Annotated in this window: 17 protein-coding genes; 10 read left to right on the forward strand and 7 right to left on the reverse strand. The window is 43.6% G+C overall.

The window, feature by feature from the left end; all coding sequences use genetic code 11:
* The first annotated feature begins 1 nt into the window (after position 1).
* The 4 genes from ACOSVQ_RS03895 to ACOSVQ_RS03910 all read left to right on the forward strand — a co-directional run bounded on the left by ACOSVQ_RS03895 (position 2) and on the right by ACOSVQ_RS03910 (position 4337).
* Positions 2 to 1216 (forward strand): pyridoxal phosphate-dependent aminotransferase, encoded by a 1215-nt coding sequence (locus tag ACOSVQ_RS03895; RefSeq protein ID WP_491981269.1) that lies wholly within the window; start codon positions 2 to 4, stop codon positions 1214 to 1216.
* A gap of 154 nt (positions 1217 to 1370) precedes the next feature.
* Positions 1371 to 1955, forward strand: coding sequence for a 5'-deoxynucleotidase (gene yfbR / locus ACOSVQ_RS03900; protein WP_491981270.1), 585 nt, complete (start codon positions 1371 to 1373; stop codon positions 1953 to 1955).
* A 178-nt stretch (positions 1956 to 2133) separates the two neighbouring features.
* Positions 2134 to 2904, forward strand: a complete 771-nt coding sequence (locus ACOSVQ_RS03905; protein ID WP_491981271.1) for a substrate-binding periplasmic protein — start codon at positions 2134 to 2136, stop codon at positions 2902 to 2904.
* An 83-nt stretch (positions 2905 to 2987) separates the two neighbouring features.
* On the forward strand, positions 2988 to 4337 hold the full coding sequence (locus tag ACOSVQ_RS03910) for an anti-phage deoxyguanosine triphosphatase (protein WP_491981272.1): 1350 nt from the start codon (positions 2988 to 2990) through the stop codon (positions 4335 to 4337).
* Between the two features lie 4 nt (positions 4338 to 4341).
* Here the strand turns inward: ACOSVQ_RS03910 and ACOSVQ_RS03915 are convergent, their stop codons facing one another.
* Positions 4342 to 4944, reverse strand: coding sequence for a tRNA-uridine aminocarboxypropyltransferase (locus tag ACOSVQ_RS03915; RefSeq protein WP_491981273.1), 603 nt, complete (start codon positions 4942 to 4944; stop codon positions 4342 to 4344).
* A 2-nt stretch (positions 4945 to 4946) separates the two neighbouring features.
* Between ACOSVQ_RS03915 and rrtA the strand changes: the two genes are divergently transcribed.
* Positions 4947 to 5513, forward strand: coding sequence for a rhombosortase (gene rrtA / locus ACOSVQ_RS03920; protein ID WP_491981274.1), 567 nt, complete (start codon positions 4947 to 4949; stop codon positions 5511 to 5513).
* Between the two features lie 14 nt (positions 5514 to 5527).
* Here the strand turns inward: rrtA and ACOSVQ_RS03925 are convergent, their stop codons facing one another.
* Both ACOSVQ_RS03925 and sohB read right to left on the reverse strand, forming a co-directional pair.
* On the reverse strand, positions 5528 to 6829 hold the full coding sequence (locus ACOSVQ_RS03925; protein ID WP_491981275.1) for an NtaA/DmoA family FMN-dependent monooxygenase: 1302 nt from the start codon (positions 6827 to 6829) through the stop codon (positions 5528 to 5530).
* A gap of 163 nt (positions 6830 to 6992) precedes the next feature.
* Positions 6993 to 8051, reverse strand: coding sequence for a protease SohB (gene sohB / locus ACOSVQ_RS03930; RefSeq protein ID WP_491981276.1), 1059 nt, complete (start codon positions 8049 to 8051; stop codon positions 6993 to 6995).
* 89 nt (positions 8052 to 8140) lie between these two features.
* Between sohB and ACOSVQ_RS03935 the strand changes: the two genes are divergently transcribed.
* The 4 genes from ACOSVQ_RS03935 to ACOSVQ_RS03950 all read left to right on the forward strand — a co-directional run bounded on the left by ACOSVQ_RS03935 (position 8141) and on the right by ACOSVQ_RS03950 (position 14236).
* Complete coding sequence (locus ACOSVQ_RS03935; RefSeq protein WP_491981277.1) at positions 8141 to 8884, forward strand: YciK family oxidoreductase; 744 nt, start codon at positions 8141 to 8143, stop codon at positions 8882 to 8884.
* Positions 8885 to 9016: 132 nt separating this feature from the next.
* Complete coding sequence (imuA, locus tag ACOSVQ_RS03940) at positions 9017 to 9703, forward strand: translesion DNA synthesis-associated protein ImuA (protein WP_491981278.1); 687 nt, start codon at positions 9017 to 9019, stop codon at positions 9701 to 9703.
* A 2-nt stretch (positions 9704 to 9705) separates the two neighbouring features.
* Positions 9706 to 11103, forward strand: coding sequence for a Y-family DNA polymerase (locus ACOSVQ_RS03945; protein ID WP_491981279.1), 1398 nt, complete (start codon positions 9706 to 9708; stop codon positions 11101 to 11103).
* Between the two features lie 61 nt (positions 11104 to 11164).
* The gene (locus tag ACOSVQ_RS03950) at positions 11165 to 14236 is read left to right on the forward strand and encodes an error-prone DNA polymerase (RefSeq protein WP_491981280.1); all 3072 of its coding nucleotides are present in this window, start codon (positions 11165 to 11167) and stop codon (positions 14234 to 14236) included.
* A gap of 86 nt (positions 14237 to 14322) precedes the next feature.
* Here ACOSVQ_RS03950 and ACOSVQ_RS03955 read toward each other — a convergent pair whose 3' ends face one another.
* A complete protein-coding gene (locus tag ACOSVQ_RS03955) occupies positions 14323 to 15264 on the reverse strand; it encodes a chemotaxis protein CheV (protein ID WP_491981281.1) in 942 nt (313 codons plus the stop codon).
* Between the two features lie 86 nt (positions 15265 to 15350).
* Positions 15351 to 16568 carry a sugar metabolism global transcriptional regulator Mlc gene (gene mlc, locus ACOSVQ_RS03960; RefSeq protein ID WP_491981282.1) on the reverse strand — a complete coding sequence of 406 codons (1218 nt, stop codon included), beginning with the start codon at positions 16566 to 16568 and terminating at the stop codon, positions 15351 to 15353.
* 333 nt (positions 16569 to 16901) lie between these two features.
* Between mlc and pyk the strand changes: the two genes are divergently transcribed.
* On the forward strand, positions 16902 to 18347 hold the full coding sequence (pyk, locus tag ACOSVQ_RS03965; protein ID WP_491981283.1) for a pyruvate kinase: 1446 nt from the start codon (positions 16902 to 16904) through the stop codon (positions 18345 to 18347).
* Between the two features lie 72 nt (positions 18348 to 18419).
* Here pyk and ACOSVQ_RS03970 read toward each other — a convergent pair whose 3' ends face one another.
* Both ACOSVQ_RS03970 and cydH read right to left on the reverse strand, forming a co-directional pair.
* Complete coding sequence (locus tag ACOSVQ_RS03970; RefSeq protein WP_491981284.1) at positions 18420 to 19604, reverse strand: patatin-like phospholipase family protein; 1185 nt, start codon at positions 19602 to 19604, stop codon at positions 18420 to 18422.
* Between the two features lie 18 nt (positions 19605 to 19622).
* On the reverse strand, positions 19623 to 19712 hold the full coding sequence (gene cydH, locus ACOSVQ_RS03975; protein WP_491981285.1) for a cytochrome bd-I oxidase subunit CydH: 90 nt from the start codon (positions 19710 to 19712) through the stop codon (positions 19623 to 19625).
* Positions 19713 to 20069 lie beyond the last annotated feature (357 nt).

The raw sequence follows: 20069 nt of genomic DNA on the forward strand, positions 1-20069 counted from the left end.
AATGCAAAATATCGGGATGTCGTCAAAACTCGATAATGTCTGCTACGACATTAGGGGTCCTGTACTCAAACATGCTAAACGCATGGAGGAAGAGGGGCATAAAATACTGAAGCTAAATATCGGTAACCCGGCCCCATTTGGCTTCGACGCCCCAGACGAAATCCTGGTTGACGTAATTCGTAATATGCCGACTTCACAAGGCTATTGTGATTCAAAAGGTATTTATTCCGCTCGTAAAGCCGTTGTTCAACACTATCAGAAAAAAGGTATCCGCAGCCTAGACGTAGAAGACGTGTATTTGGGCAACGGTGTATCTGAACTGATTGTAATGGCGATGCAAGCCTTACTGAATAATGGCGACGAAATGTTAGTACCAGCCCCTGACTATCCACTATGGACAGCAGCGGTGTCTCTTTCTGGCGGTAATGCTGTGCATTACATTTGCGATGAAGAATCTGACTGGTATCCAGATCTGGATGACATTAAAAAGAAAATCACACCTAAAACTCGCGGTATCGTTCTGATTAACCCGAACAACCCAACCGGTGCAGTTTATAGTCGTGATTTTCTATTAGAAGTGATCGAGATTGCGCGTCAGCATAAGTTGATGATATTTGCTGATGAAATTTACGACAAAGTCCTTTACGACGGAGCAACGCATACTCCAGTAGCAAGTCTGACGGAAGATGTACTGGTTGTGACCTTTAACGGTCTGTCTAAAGCTTACCGTGTTTGTGGATTCCGTAGCGGCTGGATGTTCCTGACGGGTCCTAAGCATTATGCTAAAGGCTATATCGCAGGTCTTGAAATGCTCTCATCAATGCGTTTGTGTGCAAACGTTCCTATGCAGCATGCAATCCAAACGGCATTGGGTGGATATCAAAGTATTAACGAACTGATCCTTCCTGGCGGTCGTTTATTGGAACAACGTGACCGTGCTTGGGAGTTGGTTAACCAAATTCCTGGTGTTTCGTGTGTGAAACCAAAAGGCGCCATGTACTTGTTCCCGAAAATTGACACTAAGATGTACAACATCAAAGATGACCAAAAAATGGTGCTGGATTTCTTAGTACAAGAGAAAGTACTGCTGGTTCAAGGTACTGGCTTCAACTGGCCAAAACCAGACCATTTCCGTATCGTAACCTTGCCACACGTTGAAGATTTGGAAACAGCTATCGGACGCTTTGAACGTTTCCTAAGCACCTATAGTCAGTAAACTGTGACTCTGAATACTCAAAGCGCTGCCACTTAAAGTTTGAAAGTAAAAGTTTAAAGGTAAGTAACGAGTATTAAATAAAACAGAAACATACGGGCTCTCTTTGTGTAAACTGAAGAGAGCCCGTTTTTTATGCTGAACAAGTTGGAATGTTATGCAAGAGAGTCATTTTTTCGCCCACCTCGCCCGTATGAAGCTGATTCAACGTTGGCCATTAATGCGTTCAATTTCTAAGGAAAACATCTCAGAGCACAGCCTACAAGTAGCCTTTGTGGCTCATGCTTTAGCTGTCATCAAAAACAAAAAATTTGGCGGTAATCTCAACCCTGAGCGTATTGCGATCCTCGCCATGTACCACGATAGTAGCGAAGTGCTGACGGGGGATTTACCAACGCCTATCAAGTACTACAATCCTGATATCGCTAAGGAATACAAAAAGATAGAAGCCGCAGCAGAAAAGCGCTTGCTATCGATGCTGCCAGAAGAATTTCATGAAGATTTTGCTCCGTTTTTAGTCTCAGACGCCTCTCACCCAGACGACGCCGCCATCGTTAAGCAAGCAGACTGTATTTGCGCTTATTTGAAGTGTTTAGAAGAGCTCAGCGCGGGCAATCATGAATACGCTCTAGCCAAAAAGCGTCTAGATGTAACACTCAAAGAACGCTATTCGCAAGAGATGGAATACTTCCTTGAAACCTTTGCTCCAAGTTTTGAATTAACATTGGATGAAATCAGCTAACATCCGAACCCAACAAGCATGTTTGATTCAACTTCAAGCATGCTTATTTATTGCAAACCCTCAGTGATTGTTATCAAGCCCTCGTGAGCCAAATAAGTTATCAACCTGACTTACGACAATAGAAAACTGGCGCTTCAAATATCGCCTATAATCATACCGTTAACCACGGAGACGATTTATGCTTTGGTGCTTCAAGCGCATATTGATTTCAATTTCACTGATGCTGTCCTGTTCCATCCCGTTGAGTTACGCCAATACGGTAAACTTATCTGCCATGGAATGGCCTCCATTCTATGGTAAAAATCTGCCCGAGAATGGATTTATCGCGGCATTAACAAGAGAAGCATTTCATCGCTCTGGCTATACCGTAAAACTCACTTTTATGCCTTGGAAACGTGCACTCAGCAGTGCGCAAAACGGGCTGGTCGATGGTGTACTGGGACTCTATTACTCACCAGAAAGAGAACAGACGCTATCGTATTCGACGAGTATTTATAAAAATGAGCAAGTGTTCATTAGGAAAAGAAATTCTCAACTTCAACCTAGCCAATTCAATAACTTCAAGAGTTTTTTGATTGCCGCTCAGTTAGGCACACTCCAAGCGGATGACGCTCAATTAGCAGGACTTAATATCTACACAACCAACTCTAACTTAGTCAGTTTGGCAATGTTGGACAAACAAAGAGTCGAACTTGCATTGATGGCTCGGGAATATTTTCGATTTGTTCAAAACTCAGAAGTCGAACCCAATTATTCCCCTGAACATCTAGAGATTCTCTCTCCGCCATTTCGTACCTATGAGATTTACAACGCCTTTAGCCGAAAATTTACACGACATATTGAACTCACAGAGGCATTCAACAACGGGATTTCAGCAATGAAACAAGATGGGACCTATGACGAAATACTCACGCGTTTTGGCATACTGAGCCCCGCTATATCGGACTAGAGCGCTAAAGTAATTAAAAGTTATATCTAGACGAAACTAGCTAAGTCACTATAAGTTATAGAAAGACCTTGTAGGAGTTATGAATGCAATCATCTTTCGATCTCGCGCAAAGCGACCAATGCAGCGCCGAATGGCAAGAGCGTAAAAACGACGAACATAAAATTCGCCGCAATGATCATCGCAGCCCTTTCCAGAGAGACAGAGCACGCATACTCCACTCCGCCGCTTTTCGCCGCTTGCAAGCCAAAACGCAGGTTCACGGAACCAGCCTGAATGATTTTCACCGCACTCGCCTTACTCATTCATTAGAAGCTGCGCAGATTGGTACCGGTATCGTGGCACAGCTCAAACTGAAACAACCCGAATTTAGCAAGTTATTAGGCAGTGACACCTTAATTGATTCGCTTTGTTTAGCTCATGACATTGGTCATCCACCATACGGGCATGGTGGCGAAGTCGCCCTAAACTACATGATGCGTGAACATGGTGGCTTTGAAGGCAATGCTCAAACGTTTCGTATTGTGACCTGCTTAGAACCTTATACCGAGCATCACGGTATGAATCTCTCTCGACGCACGCTTTTAGGACTTCTGAAATACCCTGCGCTGCTCAGTGACACCCGCGCAGAAAAATTGCCGGAGTCGGTTCCCCATCAGCGCCAACTCAAAGCAAAAGATTGGGCGCCCGCTAAAGGTATCTATAACTGCGACAGCTTCGTTTTCGATTGGGTATTAGAGCCTCTAGACTCACATGATAGAGCTATGATCAGCCAAATGCGTGACTGTGCAAGGTCTCCTTATCAACATCAGAAAACGCGCTTTAAATCTCTGGATTGCTCAATCATGGAGCTTGCTGATGATATTGCTTATGGTGTTCACGATTTAGAAGATGCGATTGTACTTGGCATGGTGACTCGCCAGCAGTGGGACGAAGCAGCAATTCAATTGGAAAAATGCGGAGATCCTTGGTTTGGAGAAAACACGGCTAAGCTGAGTGATATGCTATTTTCCGGCAAACACCATGTACGCAAAGATGCAATTGGCGGCATTGTGAATGCGCTGCTCACCAGCATCAGCATTCAACCCGTCGATGCGCCTTTTCACAGTGAATTACTCGCACTGAATGCCTATCTAGAACCTCATATGGCGAGTGTTTTAGAAGTTCTCAAACACTTTGTGAGTCAGTACGTTATCCAGATCCCTGAAGTGCAGCGGTTTGAGTACAAAGGTCAGCAAATCATCATGGATTTGTTTGAAGCGTTAGCCGCTGACCCAGAGCGATTGCTTCCATCCGCCACTAAAGAGAAATGGCTCAACGCAGAACAGACTTCAGGTGATGGGCTACGTGTTATCTGCGATTACATTTCTGCGATGACCGATGCCTATGCACAGCGGCTGCATCAACAGCTGTTCTCGGCACATACTCATTACTAATTGATTAGGAAGAGTAGTTTCGCTCAAAGACACCTGCGGGCATTTGCTGGATCTGATAATCGATCATGGATTCAAAGGTAGCTAAAAGTGGCAAAAAATCATTTTCTGGCTGCAAAAGATTAAGCACATGATAGCCAGCTTCTACCGTTGACAGCGCGTTTTCGCTCGGCGCTTTACGAATACGGTAGTTGCCTTTTAAGTCTTCAGGCAAATGCAGACACGGTAATGAGTGTAGCTGTGTATTCAACTGCCACATTTTGAAGGCTTTTTTCCATGTTCCATCCAACAAAATGATGCGTATTTTTTGCTCTTTAGACGGTTCTATTTCTGAAACGGAGCGTGAAACATCATTCGGATACAGAACAAAATGTTTAACATCAGGCTCAGCCAGAAGCTGGTTCAGTTCCTCATGCTCACGAAAATCTTCCCCGATTAGCAAACGGCTGTTTGCCAACGACAGACTTAAAATTCGCGCCGTACCCATAGGACGGTGTTCTTCAGTTGGATGTTGAAGAATGATAAGCTCGACCTGTGATTCCAGAGCAACGATGCTGTCACAGATACACGCTTTACGTGCTTTCCCACACTGAGAACAATAACGAGACATTTGTGAATATTTACCTGTTTTTATCTTTAGTCACAGCAGTTTGCTTTGGGCTGCAATTTGAGCCTGCCAGTCATTTAATGATATGGCAAGCCGATGCTATAGCAAGTGGCGAATGGTGGCGGATCGTAACAGGAAACTTCACTCATACCAACTTTGCTCATTTGGCGATGAATCTATTAGGTTTGTGGGTTATAGGTTATCTCTTTCAACCTAAATCTCGTCACTTCGCCACGCTCATTTTAGTGATCAGCACATGGATAGGCTTGAGCCTGTTATTGACCAATATGAGTAGTTATGTCGGTCTATCAGGCACTCTGCATGGCTTATTTGCTTTTTATGCTTTAAAGGAAGCATTAGGTGGACGAAAAAGCAGTTGGTTACTAGTACTTGGCGTGATTTTAAAAATCGCCAGTGAGCAGCTATTTGGAGCTTCCGATAGCACAGCAGTCATGATTCATGCTCGAGTCGCTATCGAAGCTCACTTATCAGGACTCGTTGCGGGCATCCTGTTTGTTCTCATCCAACGCTTATTCTCTAAGAGTGGATACATAACTAAAAGACACAGTTAGTTCTCTGTGTTTTCTTAAGTCAGTAGATAATCAACTAGCCCACCATCTCGGTAATTTTTTTTAGCCAGACCTATGTCTCGTAACTTCGGCATAACTTGAGTAAAGAACAACTCGACCGATTCCATTGAGCCGCCAGGAATGGCAATCAATCCGTCAATAGCCCCCTTCTCAACATGCTCCACGATAGAATCAACCGCATCTTGAGCTGTGCCAACCACCAACCAGTGGGCCGAACCCATCACTTCTGGTGTTGTGAGTAGTTCTTTTAATGGCATTGGTTCACGCTCTAAACGTCGACGAATCAAATTAGCGTGCGTGATGCTGCGACTGGAAGATAAATCTTGTGGAATATCGTCACTGTGTACCATTTTCTCTAAAGGCCAGTCAGCGAAATCCACGACAACCGTTTTACTTAAGTGAGAGACCATTCTCTGCAAATTAGTTTGACTATGCGTTTCTCTAAATAACACTTCAGCTTCAGCTCGAGTATTCGCAAGAAAAAGACTTAAGCCCGGAAACACCTTGGTCGACTGGGGTTCAACACCCAGCTTTTGAGCACGTTCAAGAAAATCATTTTTTAGTTCGTATGCAGCATCACAGTCTGGAGTTGCCGCAAAAATGGCATCGGCATTTTTAACCGCGAAGTCTCGACCTGACTCAGATGAACCCGCCTGAAAAAAGGCAATTCGCCGGTTATGACTTGGCAAATTCAAAGGCCCTTCAACGGAGAAATGCTCACCTTTGTGGTGAATTGCCTTTACCATTTCTGCATCTGCATAAATACCTTGCTGTCGATTTGCAACAATGGCCTCTGCCGGATAGCTATTCCAAAGCTTCTGCACGACATCAACAAACTCTTGTGCAATTTGATATCTCTCCTCTGATGAAGGTAAAGACTCTTGTCCAAAGTTGTTGCCGCCTTCTAAAGCCGTCACTATGTTCCAGCCAGCTCTGCCTTTGCTAATCCACTGCAAGGATTGAAGCTGTCTTGCAGCAATATAAGGAGGAAAGAAACTGGTTGATACTGTCGCCACCAAACCAATTTTTTGAGTATGAACAGCAATTGCACTGAGTAAGCTAATTGGCTCAAGACTCGAAAAGCCCGGCTCGACAGCAATACCATGTTGATTGAGAAATAAAACATCCGGACGGAAAAGAAAATCTAACTTCTGCTGTTCTGCCTTTTGAGCCAGCTCTATGTAAATATCAGGAGAATACATCTCCTCTACACAGCTATCTTCCCGACGCCAACCACTCTTGCTAACCCAACTCGCCGCCAACGCCATACCGATACAAATAGGTCGTTCAAACTGCATCGCTTATCCCTAAATATAAAAATACTTTGGGTAGGATAGCACCACGCATTAAATGCGAATAGTTATTAATAATGTTTGAGAAGTTAAATTCCTGACAATTAGGCATATATACCCAAACAAAAAAACCTGCCGAAGCAGGTTTTGTAAACGTTGATTTATCAGCTTAAACGATTGGTCGTTGACCTCGGCTGATCAGTTTTAGTAGAACACTATCTGCAGCTTCACCAGCAACACCTGCCAATTTATCAGTCAGCTTTTTCTTTTGAACGTAGCGAAGGGAGAGTACCGTTTTTTCTTTGCACGCTTCTACAATCAAATCATCTGAGGTTTTAATTTCATCAACCAAACCTAACTCTTTCGCTTGCGTACCAAACCAGTGCTCGCCAGTTGCGACTTTTTCGAGGTCTAATTCTGGACGACGTTCGCGGATGAAGTCTTTAAACAATACATGCGTTTCTTCCAGCTCTTGCTTGAATTTTTCACGCGCTTTATCTGTGTTTTCACCAAACATTGTCAATGTACGTTTGTATTCGCCAGCGGTTAACTGTTCAAATTCAATGTCGTGCTTTTTAAGCAGTTTATTGAAGTTCGGTAGCTGTGCGACCACACCGATAGAGCCAACAATGGCAAACGGTGCAGAAACAATCTTGTCGGCAATACATGCCATCATGTAGCCACCGCTCGCTGCCACTTTATCAACCGAAATAGTCAGCGGTAAGCCAGCTGCTTTAATACGATCAAGTTGTGAAGACGCTAAGCCATAGCCGTGAACCATACCGCCACCGGTTTCAAGGCGCAGTAATACTTCGTCACCTTTTTGCGCGACAGCCAGAATCGCCGTCACCTCTTGGCGCAGTGAAGCCACTTCTTTAGCATCAATACTGCCGTGGAAATCAAGAACAAACAGGTGAGGTTCACGTTCTTCTTTTAAATCACCCGCTTTTGCTGCCTTCTTAACGGCTTTTTCGCGTTCTTTATGTTTTTCTTTCTCGCTTTTCGCTTCCGCTTTATGACGAGCTTTCAAAAAAGATTCATCGTGTAAATGTGCTTCTAAATGTTCAGCATTTTCTTTGTTCTGCTTAGTTAAGTTGATGACTTCCAACTCACCTTTAGCTGCACCTTTTCCGCCAACGGATTTAACAATGACTAGCAACACAACGATCGCAACCACAACTGTCGCGATCTTGGCTAAAAATAAGCCGTAGTCCAACAAAAATTCCAATGTACTCATCCTCTTCAATGCGAATTGGTGTATTGTAACCACCTTGTCATCATGACTTAAAGTAAATCATAACAATAAGGATACGTAACGTGGATTATTCAGTGTCTGCAAACGCCCTAAAAGATAAAGTAATTTTAGTTACAGGTGCTGGTGACGGCATTGGTAAACAAGCAGCCATCACTTATGCCGCACAAGGCGCGACAGTGATTTTGCTTGGGCGCACTGTAAAGAAGTTAGAACAAACCTACGATGAAATTGAAGCCGCTGGCTATCCTCTGCCGGCTATTGTTCCTTTAGATATGAAGGGCGCGACCAAGCAAAACTATCTGGATATGGTAGATACCATTGAAGGTCAGTTTGGTCGTTTAGACGGTGTACTGCACAACGCAAGTATTTTGGGTGTACTTAGCCCGTTTGATCAAATCGGTGAAGACTCTTATGACGATGTAATGCAAGTCAACGTCAAAGCACAGTTCCTGATGACTCAAGCTCTGTTGCCTCTATTGCATAAATCTGACGATGCTCGCATTATCTTTACCAGTTCAACCGTTGGTCATTCTGGCCGCGCGTTTTGGGGTACTTATGCAATGTCTAAGTTTGCAACAGAAGGCATGATGCAAGTACTCGCAGATGAGCTTAGCGATAGCAATATTCGCGTTAATGCGATTAATCCAGGTGGTACTCGTACTGGCATGCGTGCAAAAGCTTTCCCAGCAGAAGATGCTGGACTACTGAAAACACCAAAAGACATTATGCCGCTGTATCTGTATTTGATGGCGCCTGAAAGCAAAGCCGTTAATGGTCAGTGCATTGATGCTCAACCGAAGAAATAATTAAAAACTGATTATTCATCGATGATTCAAAGCCTTGCTTCTTTAGCGAGGCTTTGTTGTTTCTAAATCTTACTTTTTTCTTGAATGTTCTAATTAACAAAATATACTGTACATATATACAGGTAAATTGTTATGTATGAACTAATCGAACACCTCAAAAACAAACATTGGCTGTGGCAAGGCTCTGAAACAAAGTATGAGCTGAGCACCCACTCGACTGGATTTAATGCGCTGGATGAAAAACTTGCCGGAGGCTTTCCTCCGCATGGTGTAGTCGAAATTCAATCGCAGTCTGGTATTGGTGAATTACGTCTTATCTATCCTTATCTGAAACAACATGATAAGCGCTTAACTGTGTTCATTAATCCTCCGGGCATAGTACAGGCGGAAAGCTTAAAGTTTGAAGGTATCGAACTTGATAAAGTGCTGGTGGTGACAGCTAGAAACCACAAAGAGTCATTGTGGGCAGCGGAGCAATGCTTAAAAAGCGGCGCGTGCAGCCAAGTATTGTTATGGCAAGATAACCTTGAAGTTCATCAAATTCGTCGTTTGAATGTGGCGAGTGAAACAGGAAATTGTCTGCAATTTTTCTTCCGTTCACCTCAAGAAAGTGCGTTTTCACTGCCGGTTTCATTAAGCATTTCGCTACAACCTCATTCGCAGGGACTACAAATTAGTGTGCCCAAACGCAAAGGAGGCTGGCCTTTAAGTGCATTTAAGCTATCTATGCATGAACGCTGGCCAAACTTGGTGATATCACCATCGTATTCGGAGCAATCTTCACAAGTTATTGCCTTCCCTCAGCGTATGCAGGGGTAACGATGACACTTTGGATCTATCTCCATTTTCCAGCATTACAGTTGGATGCCTTATACGCAGAACAAGAGCACCCTCTGGTTATCATCGACGGCCGTGATAACCATGTTGTTCAAGCGAGCACGTCTGCATTAAAGCAAGGCATAAAAATGGGAATGGGATTAGGCAGCGCAGCGTCTATGTGCAGCGAGCTACAAGTGTATCCTTATGATGAAAGTGTTGAAACACAATCCATCGAAGAAATCGCTCAGTGGTTATACTTGGTGACTTCCGACATCGTATTGCTGCCACCGAAGGGTATTCTGCTAAGAGCCACAAATATGCTTTCGCTATATTCAGGCTTGGAGAATTATTGGCACACCCTCAAAGCTCACCTTGCATTACGTAAAACACGTTACTGGTATGGCTCGGGTTTCTCACCACTTTCAGCGATTTTGCTCGGTAAAAGCGGCTCGAACATGATTGTTGATGATAAAGACCAAATCCGCACGACCATTGACGATTACCCTCTCTCGGCAACAGAGCTGAATACTAAGCAGATCGAAAAACTCGCCAGAGTTGGGGTTCGAGACATCAAAGCGCTTCTTGCTTTACCTATTCAAGATCTCGCAAGACGGTTTGATATCGATTTGGTCAACTATGTGGGTAAGCTTTTAGGGCAGTTTAAGCATCCTGTCAGTTTTTACCATCCGCCAGAAGCTTTCAGTAGTCACTTACAACTGCTGTATGAAATAGAGAATGTTCAGTGGCTTGAAAAACCTTTATCACGACTACTGAATCGCTTAGAGCAGTTTTTAACGTTACGAAATCAAGTTGCCTTTGAGTTGGAGTTAATACTGACTCAGCGAGATAACATCCCCAATAGCCTGTATTTTACGTCAGCACAGGGGGAATATTCTTGTGTTAAGTGGGCGAGACTCTGCCAGCTCACTCTGGAATCAGTACAACTCTCTCAACCAGTGTTAGAAATGACCTTAAAGGTGGTTCGTTCCGGTGAAATGAATTCAAACGCAACTGATATTTTTGACGGTGAAAAAGGTCAAACAACCGCCCTTGAGATCATCACGCTACTACAAGCAAAACTGGGACAGACACAAGTCCATAAACCGAGCCTCAGTGACGACCCCCGCCCAGAAAAGCGCTGCCAATACATCTCAGCAACAGAGCAAACGCCGCCAATATTACGAAAAGCCGAGCTACGCCCTAGCCTACTGCTTCCAGAGCCGGAACCTTTATGTGAAATAGTATCGCTAATCCATGGCCCCGAAAGAATCGTCACAGGATGGTGGGATAACCAACCGATCACTCGAGACTACTTTATTGCTCACAGCGAACAAGGCAGATGGCTATGGGTATTTCGCAACCAAGATAAACAATGGTTTTTGCATGGGCAGTTTAGTTAAAACTTCCACTATCGAATAACCCCTGTTTCTTGCAAAAACCAATTTATATAAGAGTAGTGATATGGCTTACGCTGAACTATTTTGCCAGAGCAATTTCTCATTTCTGACGGGTGCTTCTCATGCTGAAGAGCTTATTCAGCATGCGGATTTTCTGCGCTACCAAGCACTAGCCATTACAGACGAGTGCTCTATTGCAGGCATCGTGAGAGCCCATACTGCGATTAAAGATCGCAAGCTCGGAATAAAACAAATTGTTGGCAGTATGTTTTGGCTCAATGATGAATGCCAAGTGGTACTATTGTGTCCAAACCGTCAATCATACGCAGAGCTTTGTCGTATCATCACCAATGCTCGCAGGCGCAGTGAAAAAGGCTGCTATCAACTTTCTGAGTGGGATTTGATGTCTGCCAAACACTGCTTTGTTCTATGGCTTCCGGCAGATGAAAACAAGAATTCCTATTGGGGAAGTTGGCTCAAGCAGTACCATCAAGGACGATTATGGGTGGCGGTTCAGCGTCACCTGAGCGCTAACGACCATCAATATGTATCGCATTGCAAAGAACTGGCTCAAGAATTAAGTCTCCCGATTACAGCTTGTGGCGGCGTTTTGATGCACACAGCCACACGCCTTCCGCTGCAGCATGTACTAACAGCCATCAAGCATATCCAGAGTGTCGAACACATTCAGGCTCATCTTATTTGCAACACTGAACGAGCACTGCGCAGCAAAACAAAGCTCGCCAAAATATTCCCAAGTGAATGGTTAGAAGAGAGTGTGCGAATAGCGCAGCAATGCCATTTCAAACTGAGCGATCTGAAATACGAATACCCAAGCGAATTGATACCGAACGGTTCTAAGCCGATGGAACATCTACGTCTATTAGTTGAAAAAGGAAAACAACTTCGCTTTCCAGAAGGTGTTCCTGTCAATATCCAAGCAACCATTGAGAAAGAGCTCTCTCTGATTGAAGAACTGAATTATCCGTTCTATTTTCTTACCATTCACGACATCGTCATGTTCGCCAAAAGCAGGGGTATTCTCTATCAAGGACGGGGATCTGCGGCTAACTCTGTCGTCTGCTACTGCTTGGAAATTACAGCGGTAGATCCCCGCCAAGTGGCGGTTCTGTTTGAACGATTTATCAGTAAAGAACGTCAAGAACCACCAGATATCGATGTGGATTTCGAACATGAACGACGCGAAGAAGTGATTCAATACCTGTATCAAAAATATGGCAGAGAGCGTGCAGCATTAGCCGCCACAGTTATTACTTATCGTTTAAAAAGCGCCATTCGGGACGTCGGTAAAGCATTAGGCATTAGCGAAACTCAGCTCGATTTCTTTATTAAGAATATTAATCGCAGAGACCGAAATCTTGGTTGGCAAGCTCAAATCATTGAGCTTGGGCTACAACCACAATCCCATAAAGGGCAACTGTTTATCGATCTAGTGAACGAGATACAGTCGTTTCCACGCCATCTCTCCCAGCATGTGGGTGGTTTTGTCATTTCCGCAGGTCCGCTATACGAACTCATTGCTGTGGAAAATGCGGCTATGCCTGAGCGAACGATTATTCAATGGGATAAAGATGATTTAGAAAGTCTGGGGCTAATGAAAGTCGATGTATTAGCGTTGGGTATGCTAACGGCTATTCGTAAATGCTTCACCATGATTGACCGCCACCACCAACGAAAGCTCAGCATCGCAGGCATCACTCGTCTAAAAGATGACGAAAACGTCTATGGAATGATACAGCGCGCAGATACCGTAGGCGTGTTTCAAATAGAGTCTCGTGCACAAATGAGTATGTTACCTCGTTTAAAACCTCGCACTTATTATGATCTAGTTATTCAAATCGCTATTGTTCGCCCCGGTCCGATTCAGGGTGATATGGTGCACCCATTCCTTAAACGAAGGAATGGTATTGAGGAGCCGTCTTTCCCATCTCAAGAAGTGAAAGAGGTTTTAGAACGGACGATGGGCGTTCCTATCTTTCAAGAACAAGTTATTAAAATTGCTATGGTTGCGGCAGGTTTTAGCGGTGGAGAAGCGGACCAGCTTCGCCGAGCAATGGCGTCTTGGAAAAAGAGCGGTGAGCTGGACAAATTCAGACCTAAATTGATTGATGGCATGCTGGCTAGAGGCTATGAGAGAGCATTTGCAGAGCGCATTTACGAACAGATCTGTGGCTTTGGTGAATACGGTTTTCCGGAGAGTCACTCCGCATCCTTTGCTGTTCTAGCTTATTGCTCTGCTTGGCTGAAATATTACTATCCAGAAATCTTCTATACTTCGTTGCTTAATAGTTTACCGATGGGTTTCTATAGTCCATCTCAACTTATTCAGGATGCTCAAAGACATGGCATTGTCGTTTTGCCTGTTTGTGTAAATCAATCTGATATTGAGCATCAAGTTGTGCGCCACCAGCAAGGCTATGCCATTCAACTCGGTCTTCGGCTGGTGAAAGGATTGAGCAATTCTGGATGTGAACAGCTGCTAAGTACTCGCCCTACTTACGGATTTCAGCATGTTAATCAGCTAAAAAATGCAGGCATTAATCAGAGAGATATGGAATCTCTTGCTTCTGCGAATGCTTTGCACCGTTTAACCAATAATCGCTACGACACTCGCTGGGCAATCATGGATTCTCTTTCCGATCTGCCTCTGTTTGAAAACTATCAAGAAGAAAAGCGTCAGATTCAAACACCACCATCTGCGATGGAAGATCTGATTGAAGATTATGCATCCTTAGGACTTTCTCTCGATCAACATCCGATAACCTTATTAGACAAAGCCGGAGTATTAGGAAAGTTTACTCGCCAGAAAGATCTACTTAATCTTCCTCATAAGTCACTCGTCACTGTCGCGGGAGTCGTTACCGGACGCCAAGCGCCAGGTACTGCTGCTGGCGTTACGTTTTTCACCTTAGAAGACGACACTGGAAATATTAATACTGTGGTGTGGCAAGCTACAGCCCGAGCACAAAAAAGTGCTTACATAAGCGCAAAAGTATTGATGGTTAAAGGGATTGTCGAAAAAGAAGAGAATGTGGTGCATGTCATCGCAGGAAAGCTGATTGATATCACCGAACATTTAACGCAACTTCAAAGTCGCTCTCGAGATTTTCATTGAGCCAGCTACAAATAAATAATTGAGATAAAATCTTAAGAGACAAAAAAGCGCTGATTATTCAGCGCTTTTCTAATAGAAGTTCACTTTTATAAAACTTCTCGAAGTCTTTCTTGAGCCACTTGCACCAACAGATCTGGCTGGAACTTAGAAATGAATCGGTTACAACCCACCTTCTGCACCATCGCCTCGTTAAAGCTACCACTCAGAGAGGTATTCAAAGTGATAAACAAATCTTTCATACGAGGATCATTACGCACTTCATGCGTTAAACGATAGCCGTCCATTTCAGGCATCTCGGCATCGGTAATCATCATCAGAAGTTCATCATTGATTTTTTTGCCCGCATCACACCAAGATTTCAATAAATTCAGTGCTTCTAGACCGTCACGACATTCAATGATATTCAAACCAAGTTGTGAAAGCGTATCTTTAATCTGGTTTCTTGCGGTTGAAGAGTCATCAACAATCAACACATTACGACCCGCCATTTCACCCAAGATATCGTGATCAAGTAGTTCTTCAGAAATTGAGACGTCGTAATCAATGATCTCTGCAAGAACCTTCTCAACATCAATAATCTCAACGATGTTGGTTTGGTTTTGATCTTTAATTTGAGTAATAGCAGTCAAGTAGTTTGAACGACCTGCAGATTTTGGCGGCGGCTCAATTTCAGTCCATGCTGTGTTAACGATATTACGAACTTGCCCAACAAGGAAACCTTGGGTAGTACGGTTGTACTCTGTAATAATCAGGTTCTGTTCAGGCTTCTCTAGACGAGACGGTGGAAAACCGATCGCTTGTCGCAAGTCGATAATAGGAACAGGTACACCACGAAGTGTTGCAACACCTGTAATATTTGGATGAGAGCCCGGCATCTTAGTTAGATGTGGTACTTTTATCACTTCTCTAACTTTAAATACGTTAATAGCAAACAGTTGACGGCTGTTTAAGCTAAAAAGCAATAACTCAAGTCGGTTCTCGCCAACCAAGTTCGTACGTTGATCGACCGAATTTAAAACACCTGACATAGAAAATTCCGCAAACTACTAAAACCCAATAACAGTATAGCTACAAAGGATAAATGTAAATGATAGTACTACAGGTAATATGAAAATTATCCTTCTACCACTTTCATCAGCAGCAGACCATCATATAAAGCTTGTTTCACAAGCGCGGCACCCGGCATCGTCGCTTGTTTATAAAAGCGAGATTCGACAAGTTTTAAATCTTGGTGGTAAACAGGCAAGCTCTGCTGCTCGATACAGTGCTGGATAGCAGGATATAGAACGTTCTTCGCTTGGTTAATGACACCACCGATAAGAATTTTTTCTGGGTTAAATAGGTTAATGACTATAGCGATCGCGGAACCTAGATAGGCACCAAGCTGTTCGATCACCTCCACAGCCAGTGGATCACCTTCAGCTGCTGCAGAGCAAATATCTTCTATAGTGATTTCAGGAATTTCGCTCAAACTTGAAGTTTCGCCGTTAGCGATACGCTCCGCGACTTGTTCACGAATTGCTTGCGAACTGGCCACTGTCTCAAGACAACCAATATTGCCACATTGGCAACGCTTACCGTTGCGATCAATCTGAATGTGCCCTAGTTCCCCGATGTTACCATTGCGACCTTGTAACACTCGTCCATCGAGAATAATGCCAGCACCCAAACCATGGTGGATCGAAATCAGAATAGAGTTATCAACGTCTTGTGAATGACCGAATAACTTCTCAGCCAGCGCCCATGCGCGAGTATCGTTAGCAATAAATACTGGCAGACCTGTCGCTTTATAGATTTCAGGGCCTAATGCAAGATTACTCACATTGTAGTGAGGCATCTGTAACACGATGCCTTTTTCAGAGTTCACTAACCCTGGCAAAGTAATCGCAATACTTGTCACGCGATCAAGTTGAGCTGCGTAAGTCTGGAAGAACTCTTCAATTTCAAATAGAAGACGCTGAAGCACATCGTCTTGGTCGATTTCATGAATCTCAATCTTGGTATCAATCAATACTTCGCCACCCAGTTCATGAAGGGCGATGGTTAAATACCCACGTCCGAGACGCATAGAAAGGAATTGCCAGCCTTCATTATTCGTTTGCAAACCGACTGCAGGACGACCACGGCTGATAGCTTCTTGAACCGTTGTTTCATGAATTAGGTGCGCATCAATAAGCTCGCGAGTAATTTTAGTAATACTTGCAGGCGCGAGTTCGCTCTCTTTCGATAAATCGATACGAGAGATAGGACCTTTTTGGTCAATCAATTTATATACACGACCAGCATTGACCTGCTTGATATGGTCAATATGGCCTGGTTGAGCCATGTACATGGTACGCTCCAGAAAACAACAACCTGCCAATTTTTTTACTTTGCGAACTAATTGTGAAGGGCTTTGGTAAATACCCGTGACCAGCGTCACGTATATACTCGGAACTTTGTGTATTCAGTCAAATTGTCGAGTTTGTGTTGCCTAGATATACATATTTAGAAAACTTAATTTCAAAGCAAAAATATTTTGAAGCATGAGCGCATACAGCCAAATTCCTACATTTTACTCAGACTTATGTAACAATTTTATAACCATCACAACGTGTATTATGGGTGTTGTTTATACTTAAAAATCATCGATACCTTATCTGCCCGATCACTGTAGGAGATCTCCATGAGTTCAGGTCAAAGACGCACAAAAATAGTTACCACACTCGGCCCATCCACAGATAAAGAAAACGTACTAGAACAAATCATCAAATCAGGGGCAAACGTAGTCAGAATGAATTTCTCTCATGGTTCTGCAGAGGATCATAAATTGAGAGCGCAGAAAGTTCGCGAAATAGCAGCCAAACTAGGCAAACACGTTGCCATCTTAGGAGATTTGCAAGGTCCTAAAATTCGCGTCTCTACGTTTAAAGATGGACCAATACAACTCAATGAAGGTGACCGATTCATCCTTGATGCCGAGTTAACTCCGGGCATGGGAGACCAAGATTCCGTGGGTATCGACTATAAAGCGCTGCCTAAGGATGTGAAAAGAGATGACATCCTTCTGCTTGACGACGGAAGAGTACAACTGCAGGTGTTATCGGTTGAAAATGAAAAAATATACACCTCTGTTCTTATCGGAGGCCCACTCTCCAATAATAAAGGCATCAACAAAAAAGGCGGAGGACTCTCTGCAGATGCTCTAACGGCAAAAGACAAGCGGGATATTCTTCTCGCTGCCGAGATTAACGTTGATTACCTTGCCGTATCCTTCCCTCGCAATGGCGAAGATATGAATTACGCCCGCCGTTTGGCTCGAGACGCAGGATTAGAAGCTCGTTTGGTAGCGAAAGTAGAGCGAGCAGAAACCGTCTCATGCGACGAGAACATTGACGATATCATTATGGCATCAGACGTCATCATGGTTGCCCGTGGTGACCTAGGAGTGGAAATCGGTGACCCAGAACTTGTTGGTGTGCAAAAGAAATTGATCCATAGAGCAAAAGCCCTCAACAGAGTCGTGATTACCGCAACGCAAATGATGGAATCGATGATCACAAATCCAATGCCAACCCGTGCAGAGGTCATGGACGTAGCCAACGCCGTACTGGATGGCACTGATGCGGTAATGTTGTCAGGAGAAACCGCCGCTGGTAAATACCCCGTTGAAACGGTTAAAGCCATGGCTGAAGTTTGCATAGGCGCGGAGAAAACCATTGAATCTAACCAGCAAAACTATCGTATAGACCGTTCTTTCGCCACGTCGGAAGAAACCATTGCTATGTCGACCATTTACGCAGCAAACCATTTAGAAGGCGTAAAGGCCATGGTGACATTAACGGAATCCGGACGCACAGCCTTGATGACCTCACGCTTAAATTCTGTGTTACCAATTTTCGCGATGTCACGTAATGAGCGAGCACTCAACCGCTGCGCGTTATACCGAGGCGTTACGCCTTACTATTTTGATAGTAAGCAAGAAGAAGGTTTTACAGCGGCTCAATCTGCTTTGGAATCGCTAAAAGAGAAAAAGCTGTTGGAATTTGGTGACCTCGTCATCATAACGCAAGGCGATGTCATGGAAGTTGAAGGCTCTACGAACTGCATGCGTATATTGCCTGTTCTTTAGCTAGAACTGGTTAAGGAAAATAACTCACTTTGAAGACGCTTCAGAGTGAGTTATTCAACCATCCACTATGAGCTAAAAATCTAAAGAGCTGAAATCAGCGCGAATGATACGCTCCGCTTTGATCTCTTCGGCCTGTAAAAACAAGTTAATAAATCGATTACCGGCCTCTACACCCAGCTCATAATCGTGCAACAAGTCTTCCTTATTGCTCATTAGTGAAGTCGATTTGAGCGGACTGTTTGGCACGATTTGCACAATAAACACATCATCAGGTGGCATATTTAAAAACTCTCTCGTCAACGAGTAGGTTTGATAGTGCACCATGAGCAAGTCTGCTAGCCCAGAATCAAATTTATCTCCCAATAAATGACTCAGCCGATAGATATCATCAGCGCCAAACAGCCAACGGCCTCCATTTAAAGTCTGGAGATGCTTTTGCTCATTTTTGAGTTCTTTGGAACGGGCAATCTGCTGTTGGAAAAAACGGTTCCAGTCTTGTTTCCACTGATCTAATCGATTTTGCCATTGGTTTTGAATGCTATTAAATGAATCTCTGAACCACTTAATTTCATCCTGCTTCGCTTTTTCAGCAGGAGTCAGTAAATCCGCTTCTGCATCCACTTCCTCTGTTCTAATCACAGTAATAAAACGAGCTTCACGCCGCCAAGCTTCTTGCACTGGAATGGATGCTGATACGCCACCATCGACATACAGTTTGTTGTTTAACTTCACTTCTTTGGGATACAAACGAGGGATAGCGCAAGTCGCACGCATCACATCTTTCCAATTACTGCCAAGCATCGGAAAATATTCATCACTGAGCGTTAATGAAGAAGTCACAGCAGCATAAGCTTTTCTCGCACCCAGTGCTCTGCGTCCCATGTCGACGTCCATTTGAAATGGGAAGTCACAGATTTTCTCCAATGCCCAATCCAAATCCATATATTGTTTTCTACGGATATAGCTGAAAAGGTGAAAGAATTGAGGAGTGGTAGTTAATTCTGTGATGAACGCTTTGCCTAACCCATGTTGACGACAGAGATAAGCGCTAATGTTTAGAGCACCTGCAGAGGTACCGTAAAATTCATCGAAAGGGTCAAAATTGGCGAGATTGAAGGCATCTAACACACCGGCAGTAAATATTCCTCGTTGTCCACCACCTTGGGCGACTAGAGCATTTTTACCGCCGATGAATTTGGATAGTCGAATAGCATCGACTTTGCTATCTGCATTTGAAACAGTTCCACTATTAGGCATAAGTAGAACCCTTATCGGTTAGTGTGTTACAGCAATTAATCCAAAACCGACAAGCACAGTGAAAATAACTACAGTAGAAATCACTGCAAACTTTAGATCATTTTCCATAGGAACCTCCTTTTGCTTAACAAATTAATAACATCGGTAAAGGAAGCCATCAAGGATTGTCGATTTTTCACGTACAATTATGCAATTGCCCTCACAATAACTCAATCGCCTTATCGCTTATTCAACAAGGCTTGAGGACAAAAACTAAAGCTTCTACTCCAACGTCATGCCCAGCCTTATACGCTTTTATCTGCATATTTTAGTTATTCAGTTAAAGGTGGAGGTATTCACTGTTGATTGTATATTTTTCAGTCATACACACTATTAGTTTCAACAGTGATATCCGTTAAAAATATCAACAATGCATACCAAATGACCCGCACATAAACTACATGCCGATATTTTAAACCAATAACC

This window comes from Vibrio sp. HM8-C, from assembly GCF_058630515.1.

What these genes read in the sequence shown, in the direction of transcription:
- ACOSVQ_RS03895 (WP_491981269.1), top strand. Translation starts at nt 2, where the DNA reads ATGCAAAATATCGGGATGTCGTCAAAACTCGATAATGTCTGCTACGAC.
- mlc (WP_491981282.1), bottom strand. Translation starts at nt 16,568, where the DNA reads ATGTACATGGCTCAACCAGGCCATATTGACCATATCAAGCAGGTCAAT.
- imuA (WP_491981278.1), top strand. Translation starts at nt 9,017, where the DNA reads ATGTATGAACTAATCGAACACCTCAAAAACAAACATTGGCTGTGGCAA.
- ACOSVQ_RS03910 (WP_491981272.1), top strand. Translation starts at nt 2,988, where the DNA reads ATGCAATCATCTTTCGATCTCGCGCAAAGCGACCAATGCAGCGCCGAA.
- yfbR (WP_491981270.1), top strand. Translation starts at nt 1,371, where the DNA reads ATGCAAGAGAGTCATTTTTTCGCCCACCTCGCCCGTATGAAGCTGATT.
- cydH (WP_491981285.1), bottom strand. Translation starts at nt 19,712, where the DNA reads ATGGAAAATGATCTAAAGTTTGCAGTGATTTCTACTGTAGTTATTTTC.
- ACOSVQ_RS03945 (WP_491981279.1), top strand. Translation starts at nt 9,706, where the DNA reads ATGACACTTTGGATCTATCTCCATTTTCCAGCATTACAGTTGGATGCC.
- ACOSVQ_RS03925 (WP_491981275.1), bottom strand. Translation starts at nt 6,829, where the DNA reads ATGCAGTTTGAACGACCTATTTGTATCGGTATGGCGTTGGCGGCGAGT.
- pyk (WP_491981283.1), top strand. Translation starts at nt 16,902, where the DNA reads ATGAGTTCAGGTCAAAGACGCACAAAAATAGTTACCACACTCGGCCCA.
- ACOSVQ_RS03955 (WP_491981281.1), bottom strand. Translation starts at nt 15,264, where the DNA reads ATGTCAGGTGTTTTAAATTCGGTCGATCAACGTACGAACTTGGTTGGC.
- ACOSVQ_RS03950 (WP_491981280.1), top strand. Translation starts at nt 11,165, where the DNA reads ATGGCTTACGCTGAACTATTTTGCCAGAGCAATTTCTCATTTCTGACG.
- ACOSVQ_RS03905 (WP_491981271.1), top strand. Translation starts at nt 2,134, where the DNA reads ATGCTTTGGTGCTTCAAGCGCATATTGATTTCAATTTCACTGATGCTG.
- ACOSVQ_RS03970 (WP_491981284.1), bottom strand. Translation starts at nt 19,604, where the DNA reads ATGCCTAATAGTGGAACTGTTTCAAATGCAGATAGCAAAGTCGATGCT.
- ACOSVQ_RS03915 (WP_491981273.1), bottom strand. Translation starts at nt 4,944, where the DNA reads ATGTCTCGTTATTGTTCTCAGTGTGGGAAAGCACGTAAAGCGTGTATC.